Source organism: Deinococcus detaillensis (assembly GCF_007280555.1).
GTDB classification, from domain to species: Bacteria; Deinococcota; Deinococci; order Deinococcales; family Deinococcaceae; genus Deinococcus; species Deinococcus detaillensis.
Window position 1 is genome coordinate 69775 of record NZ_VKDB01000017.1, and the last position, 6669, is coordinate 76443.

A 6669-nucleotide genomic window follows, 5' to 3' on the forward strand; every position below is an offset into this window, starting at 1 on the left:
AAGAGCTTTCAGCTCTCCATCTCTCCCATCGCTTTCAGCACATTTTGCACGTGGGTGTCCAAATCCACGCCGAGTTCCTGTGCGCCTTGCGTGACCTCCTCACGGTTGACGCCGCCTGCGAACGCTTTATTTTTGAAGCGCTTCTTGAGGCTGGAGAGCTCAACCTTGCTCACGTCTTTGTCGGGGCGCACCAGTGCGGCGGCCTGCACCAAGCCGGTCAGCTCGTCTACGGCAAACAGCGTCTGAGCCAATTTGGTTTCACGCGCCACCCCGCTGTAAGTCGCGTGGCCGAGAATGGCCGTCAGCACCTCTTCACTGAGTTCAGTGTTGGAGCGCAAATACTCCACGCCCCAAAACGGGTGCTGCTCCGGGTGAAGTTCGTAATCGAAGTCGTGCAGCAGGCCAGTCACGGCGTACGTTTCTTCATCTTCATTCCAGATGCGGGCATAAAAGCGCATGGCCGCTTCCACATTCAGCATGTGCCGCTGCAAAGATTCGGAGGGGGTGTGCTGGAGCATCAGGGCGTAGGCTTGGTTGCGCTGCATAAAAGCAAAGATAGCAAGCGGCAAGCTATCCTTTCCTCATGACCCACTTCTCCCCTGCCGACCCCAGCCCCCACGCACTGGGCTTTGCCATGCCGTCGGAATGGGCACCCCACGCCGCCACCTGGCTGGGCTGGCCCGCTGACGACGAGCTTTGGTTTGGCCATCTGGCCGGAGTGCGCAGCGAGTTCGCGGAACTCATTAAAACCATTGCCCGCTTTGAACCGGTTCAATTGATTGTGCGTGACGAGGAAAGCGAACACGACGCCCGCCTGAGGCTGGAGGGTTCCAATGTCACCTACCACCGCCAAGCCCTAGACGACGTGTGGCTGCGCGACAGCGGCCCGATTTTTATCAAGCGCGGCCAGCAAGTCGGCCTGATCAATTGGCGCTTTAACGCTTGGGGCGGTAAATTTGAATTTGAAAACGACAACCAAGTACCCGAATATGTGGCGGGAGCGCTCGGCATGGCGCACTGGGACAGGCCCGAGGTGCTGGAAGGCGGCGGCTTGGAAGTCAACGGCGCGGGCGTGGGCCTGACCACCCGTTCGTGCTTTTTGACGGATACCCGCAATCCTGATTTGACTGAAGCGGGGTACGCGGCGCTGCTGCAAGAGACGCTGGGCCTGGGAAAACTGCTGTGGCTCGGCGGCGGCCTGGAAAACGACCACACCGACGGCCACATCGACACCATCACCCGCTTTGTGAATGAAACCACCCTCGTGACCAGCATAGAGAGCGACCCAGAGGACGCCAATTTTGCCCCGATGCAGCGCAACTTGGCCGCCCTGCGCGAGATGACCGACGCCAGCGGCCAGCCTTTCACAGTCGTGGAGTTGCCGCTGCCTGCCGCCCGCTTGGAAGGCGCGGAAGGCCGGCTGCCGCCCACCTACGCCAACTTTTATATCGGCAACGGCTTTGTGGTGGTGCCGCAGTACCACGACGCCAACGACAAAAAAGCCTTGGAGGTGTTGAGGCCACTTTTTCCGGGCCGCCAAGTCATCGGCCTGCCTAGCCGCCAACTTATCGAGGGCGGCGGCTCGTTCCACTGCGTCACTCAGCAGCAGCCAGCGGGCGAGGTGTGGACGGGCAAAGAAGCTTAACTGTCCTTAGCTCCCCACCCCCGCCACCTCTGCCGCCGTTCCGGCCAGCAGCAGGGTATCGGTGCTCAGCAAGACTTCCTGCGGGCGGGCACGCAGAGCTTGGTTGTCCCGCCAAATCGCCACCACCAGCGCTCCGCTGTCTTGGCCGAACTGCTCGATGGTTTTGCCCACATAGCCGCTCGGCACCGCGCCCTCGCGCACCGTGAAGTGGCTGGAATCGAGGTCGCTGCTCAGGAAGCGGGCCAGGTGCGGCGCGATCATCAGCCGGGCAATGCGGTTGCCGCTGAGCTGATAAGGGTTGACCACCTCGCTGGCCCCCGCCCGGCGCATTTTGCGGGCCGCGCTTTCGTCACTGGCCCGCGCAATGATTTTGAGTTCCGGCACCAAGCCCCTGGCCGAGAGCACCACATACAAATTGGCCGGATCAGAATGAATGACGCTGACCAAAGCGCCGGCTCTTTCAACGCCTGCCCGCTTGAGCACTTCTTCGTCGGTGGCGTCGCCTCCCAGCACCTGCAACCCGTGCGCCGACGCGTAGGCCAAGCGCTCCGCGTCGGTGTCGATCACCACCACGCTGCGGCCGGCTTGCTTGAGGGCGGCGCAGACCGCTTCACCGACTTGGCCGTAGCCGCACACCAACGTATGACCCTTGAGCATTTTCACTCGCCGCTCCTTTCTGCGCCGCGCCCGTTGCGGATCGACCACGCCGCGCAGCGCACTTTCGGCCAAAACCGTCAGCAAATACAGCATCAGCCCGATGCCCGCCACCATCAAGACATCGGTGAAATACTCGCCTGGGCGGCTGAGTTGATGCACTTCATTGAAGCCCACCGTGGTCAGCACCATCAGCGTCATGTACACGCTGTCTGACCAGTTCCAGCCTTCCAGCCAGTGATAGCCCGACGCGCCGCCACCGATGAGGGTCAGCAGCACCAACACCAACCAGATCGGGCGCACGCTGGACATACACACAAGTATGAAGGGTTGGGAAGCTTGCCTTGTTGCGGCGGGTTTGAGCTACCCTCAAAGCATGTCCACTCCCGCTGCACCAATGCCTTCAAGCGTCAATCTGGCCGTCATTCAAATGCACGTCACCGACCAACTCGCCGACAACCTGACGCGGGCCGAGCAGCATGTCAGAGACGCCGCCGGAGCAGGCGCGAACGTCATTTTGCTGCCGGAACTGTTTGAAAGCCTGTACTTTTGCCAAGTGGAGCGCGAAGACTACTTTGCTCTGGCGCATCCGGTCGAAGGCCACCCCTTTTTGGGCCAATTTCAAAATCTGGCCGCTGAACTCGGCGTAGTGTTGCCGATCAGCTTTTTTGAAGCGGCGGGCCAGACCCATTACAACTCGCTGGCCTGCATCGACGCAGACGGCAAGATGCTCGGCGTCTACCGCAAAGCCCACATTCCTGACGGGCCAGGCTACGAAGAAAAGTACTATTTCACGCCCGGCGACACCGGCTTCAAGGTCTGGCCGACCCGGTATGGGCGCGTTGGCGCGGGCATCTGCTGGGATCAGTGGTATCCCGAATCGGCGCGGGCCATGCTGCTGCTGGGCGCTGACTTTTTGCTGTACCCCACCGCCATCGGCTCGGAACCTGAGGGCGTGGAAAGCCCCAACAGCCACGCCATGTGGCAGCGGGCCATGCAGGGCCACGCGGTCAGCAACTCCAGCTATGTGGGCGCGGCCAACCGCATCGGCGCTGAAGTGGTGGCGGGGCTGACCCAGACTTATTACGGCCACAGTTTTATTAGTGATTACACCGGCGAATTGGTAGCCGAATTCGGGAGCGCTGAGGAAGGAGCGCTGATTCACCCGATGAACTTGCAAGAAGCCCGCAAATTCCGGGCGGGCATGGGCTTTTTTCGGGACCGCCGTCCCGAACTCTACGGCCCACTGATGACCATGGACGGCGTGACGCGGCGGAGCTGAGCCGTGCCCCAACCCCAGTACCAACTTCAGCCCCAGCACCCACTTTTGAGCGCCCTCAGCAGCGCTACAGTAAAGCAGTCATGAAGCGCTTGCTGCTCCTGCTCACTTCCGCCTGCCCCGCGCTTCTGAGCGCCTGTGCGCCGATGGCCAGCCTCAGTCCGGTGGTGTACCAGCCGCCCGGTTTGGCCGAGCAACTGCGCTTTACCCAGCGCCCGGTAGGCAGCCCCGACGTGCTGATCTTCGGCATTTCGGGGCGCTGCGGCCCGCCTTGCCAAGCGCCGCAGGACAACTGGGATTACCTCGGCGAGCGCGGCACGCTGGCGACCATCGCCAAGGTCTTTGAGCAGCGCGGCCTCAAAACCGAAGTTCACGGCTACGCCGAGCGCATCACCACCGATTTCACCTCGCGCCGCTCCAAGCTGCCCCAGCGCGGCGTCCTCGATTTGCTCAGCGACTACCAGCGGCTGATCAAAGCGTACGTCACGGGCCGCAGCAATCCGGCCCGCATCGTGTTGGTGGGCCACTCGCACGGCGCAGTGTGGGCGCACTACCTGAGCACCCTATTTGGTCAGGTGCCGATCGCCGCCCTGATTGATTTGGACGCCAACTGCGCGGCCTGGAATGTAGACCACAGCCCCGAACTGGTGGCGGCCCAATCGGCGGTCTGGGGCAACGACCCCCAGCGCTCACCGCTGCTGGCCTGCAACAGCGTGTTGGTGAACGGCAAAACCGTGCGTCTCAAAGACACCGTCTGGCCCAATGTGGCGGTCAATCTGGAAGTGCAGAGCAAACGGTGGCCCGCCAGCAGCGGCGCTACGCCCGGCCTTTACGTCAACTACCTGTTCGAGCTGACGCCCAACCAGCGCTTGGACGGCAGCAAGAGCGGCATCAAGACCTTTATCTCGGCGCGTGAAGACCACAGCGGCGTGTCTTATGCCAAAAGTCAGGCGATTGGCTGGGTGGCTCAGCAGCTCGAAACGCTGCCCTGGCTGACCCAGCAGACGGCTATGCCCGCTTCGCCTTGAAATAAATAAAGCAAGCTCAGGGCAGCTTCTTCAACTCAAATTGCCACTCGAATGACCGGCCCCACGGAAAGGAAGCGTCGGCGAGGGTGTAGCGCTGGGCAAATTGCAGCGGGAAGTCTTTTTGGGCCAGTGCCAGCGCCACCTGCGAGGCTTTGGCACTGCTCAGTTCGGCTTCGGGCAGGGCTTTGCGAATTTGCGGGCGGAGCTGAGCGCTGTAGATCACGTCGTTGGTGTACTCGCGGGCCAGCAGCGCGTCTTGCTTGATGGGGTCAGCGCCGTGCAGCACCAGCTTGGCGTGCGCCAGCGCTGAGCCGAGGTTGTTGCCGGGCGTGCCCCACGCGGCCAGCGCGGCCAAGTTCTCCGGGCGGCGCAGGGTGGTGAGATCACTCCACAGCCCCGGATTGCCCTGATTGACCGCGTTGACATCCACCACCGCCACCTTGCCCCGCCGCAGCAGCGCCGAAATCCGCAGCGCCGCCTTGCGCGAGTCGCCGCCGTTGTAGACATACAAAGTCAGCGGCGCACTCTCTCCCGCCGCTGCCAAAGTAAAGCCGGTGGCCTGAGCGTGCAAGGCAACACTACGCGACAGGGCAATCCCTTCATATTTGATGACCGCGTCCGCCTTTGTGGGGTCGCTGTACTCCACTTTGACGCGGGCTGCTTCCGGCGCGAGGGCGCGGGCCACCAAGCTGCTCAGCACCTCGTCCGCGCCCGGGTAAACCAGCACGTTGGCGGGCGCGGTTTTGGCGAGTTCTGCGCCTTCTTGCGGCGCGGGCGAGCCGGGCAGGGCGTCGTCCCAGGTGATGTGCAGCTCCCTAAAGGTGCCGTCGGCAGCCCAGGCCAGCATCTCGCGGGCCACCGCCAAGTTCCGCGCCCGGTCGGTGGCGTCGGGCGAGCGCGGCAAGGTGATGAAGGCGTAGATCGGCTGCTTCTCAGCGGCTTTGGTTTTCAGGACTGCAAGCCGCGCCAGGGCAACATCCACGCTGATGGGTGAGGTGCGCGACTGCACCAGCCCGCCGTAAGCCAGCGCGTCCAGCGAGACGATCAGCGGCAGGTTTTGAGGTGTGGTCTGGGCGGCCAGCCACGCTTCAAGGGGAGCTTCGGCTGCTCCCTGCTTCAGTGCGCCGAGGAGCCACTGGGGAGCCAGCCGCACGTCGGGGCTGATGAGTCCGGCAATGTCGGCGGGCAAGGTGGAGGTGGCCGGGCGCGAGTCGAGCGGCAGCAGAATCTGGGCTTGGACGGCGGGAAAGAGCAGCAAAGCGGCGGCAAGCAGGCGAAGGGAAAAGCGGGACTTCATGCGTCTAAGCTAGCGAAGAAAAGTGAGGAGAGCGGACAGGGAGAAGAGCCAGCGAGTTAGTTCTTGAGCCACGCCTTCTTCAGCAGCGGATAAGGATTGACGGCCTCACCACTCCGGTAAATGCCGTAGTGCAGGTGCGGCGGCGTGCCTTTGGCGTTGCCGCTGTCGCCGACGTAGCCCACCACCTCGCCCGCCTTGACCCAGTCGCCACGCTTCAAATTGGGATAGCGCTCCAGGTGCGCGTAGTAATGTCTCGCGCCGCTTGGCCCCAGAATCATCACCGTTCGGCCTCCCAGACGGTCGGGGCCGACGTTCAGAATCATGCCTCTGGTGGTCGCCACGATCTCCGTACCGCGCGGCGCGAAGATGTCCACGCCCTCGTGTCTGCGCCCCTCTGAGCGGGCACCTCCCCAGGTATCGGTGAAGCGCACCCCTGGCAAAGGCAGCGGCAACCTGCTCGGCGCGGGCGCGGGGGACGACAGCAGCGCCGCGTACCGCTGGGCATTTTGGAGGAAGGGCCAGGTCAGATAAGCGCCGCCCGCGAGGAGGGTAAGGGTCAGGAGCCAGCCGAATAAACGGCGCATAGAGCTGTATTTTCAGGCTTACGGGTGAGGACGGCTTGAGCGGCGGACGCCAACCAGCCCGGAGGCTCTCCCCTTTCGTCTGCGGGTATCTGATTAGCGGCTTGTAGAAGGTCAGCAGCGCAAGGACATCAAGACGTCGACGGGATCCTGACCCCGCAGACGGGCGGTTTCCACGGTGGACT

General features: G+C 63.0%; 7 protein-coding genes. 3 read left to right on the forward strand and 4 right to left on the reverse strand.

Translation table 11 applies throughout. The features are described from left to right. Positions 1–8: 8 nt before the first annotated feature. Positions 9–545 carry an HD domain-containing protein gene (locus tag FNU79_RS13960; RefSeq protein WP_143721428.1) on the reverse strand — a complete coding sequence of 179 codons (537 nt, stop codon included), beginning with the start codon at positions 543–545 and terminating at the stop codon, positions 9–11. A gap of 38 nt (positions 546–583) precedes the next feature. Between FNU79_RS13960 and FNU79_RS13965 the strand changes: the two genes are divergently transcribed. Next, positions 584–1645 (forward strand): agmatine deiminase family protein, encoded by a 1062-nt coding sequence (locus FNU79_RS13965; RefSeq protein ID WP_143721416.1) that lies wholly within the window; start codon positions 584–586, stop codon positions 1643–1645. A gap of 6 nt (positions 1646–1651) precedes the next feature. On the opposite strand, the gene FNU79_RS13970 is transcribed toward FNU79_RS13965, so the two are convergent. After that, on the reverse strand, positions 1652–2611 hold the full coding sequence (locus FNU79_RS13970; RefSeq protein ID WP_143721417.1) for a potassium channel family protein: 960 nt from the start codon (positions 2609–2611) through the stop codon (positions 1652–1654). Between the two features lie 64 nt (positions 2612–2675). Here FNU79_RS13970 and aguB point away from each other — a divergent pair, with 64 nt between their 5' ends. Both aguB and FNU79_RS13980 read left to right on the forward strand, forming a co-directional pair. After that, positions 2676–3581 carry an N-carbamoylputrescine amidase gene (aguB, locus tag FNU79_RS13975; protein WP_225430076.1) on the forward strand — a complete coding sequence of 302 codons (906 nt, stop codon included), beginning with the start codon at positions 2676–2678 and terminating at the stop codon, positions 3579–3581. 80 nt (positions 3582–3661) lie between these two features. Beyond that, on the forward strand, positions 3662–4606 hold the full coding sequence (locus FNU79_RS13980; protein WP_143721418.1) for a hypothetical protein: 945 nt from the start codon (positions 3662–3664) through the stop codon (positions 4604–4606). 16 nt (positions 4607–4622) lie between these two features. Here the strand turns inward: FNU79_RS13980 and FNU79_RS13985 are convergent, their stop codons facing one another. Continuing rightward, a complete protein-coding gene (locus FNU79_RS13985) occupies positions 4623–5903 on the reverse strand; it encodes a DUF4127 family protein (protein ID WP_143721419.1) in 1281 nt (426 codons plus the stop codon). Positions 5904–5959: 56 nt separating this feature from the next. Beyond that, positions 5960–6487, reverse strand: coding sequence for a M23 family metallopeptidase (locus FNU79_RS13990; protein WP_143721420.1), 528 nt, complete (start codon positions 6485–6487; stop codon positions 5960–5962). Positions 6488–6669: the final 182 nt, after the last annotated feature.

Coding starts and splice junctions, on each gene's coding strand:
- FNU79_RS13960 (WP_143721428.1), bottom strand. CDS start 545: ATGCAGCGCAACCAAGCCTACGCCCTGATGCTCCAGCACACCCCCTCC.
- FNU79_RS13965 (WP_143721416.1), top strand. CDS start 584: ATGACCCACTTCTCCCCTGCCGACCCCAGCCCCCACGCACTGGGCTTT.
- FNU79_RS13970 (WP_143721417.1), bottom strand. CDS start 2,611: ATGTCCAGCGTGCGCCCGATCTGGTTGGTGTTGGTGCTGCTGACCCTC.
- aguB (WP_225430076.1), top strand. CDS start 2,676: ATGTCCACTCCCGCTGCACCAATGCCTTCAAGCGTCAATCTGGCCGTC.
- FNU79_RS13980 (WP_143721418.1), top strand. CDS start 3,662: ATGAAGCGCTTGCTGCTCCTGCTCACTTCCGCCTGCCCCGCGCTTCTG.
- FNU79_RS13985 (WP_143721419.1), bottom strand. CDS start 5,903: ATGAAGTCCCGCTTTTCCCTTCGCCTGCTTGCCGCCGCTTTGCTGCTC.
- FNU79_RS13990 (WP_143721420.1), bottom strand. CDS start 6,487: ATGCGCCGTTTATTCGGCTGGCTCCTGACCCTTACCCTCCTCGCGGGC.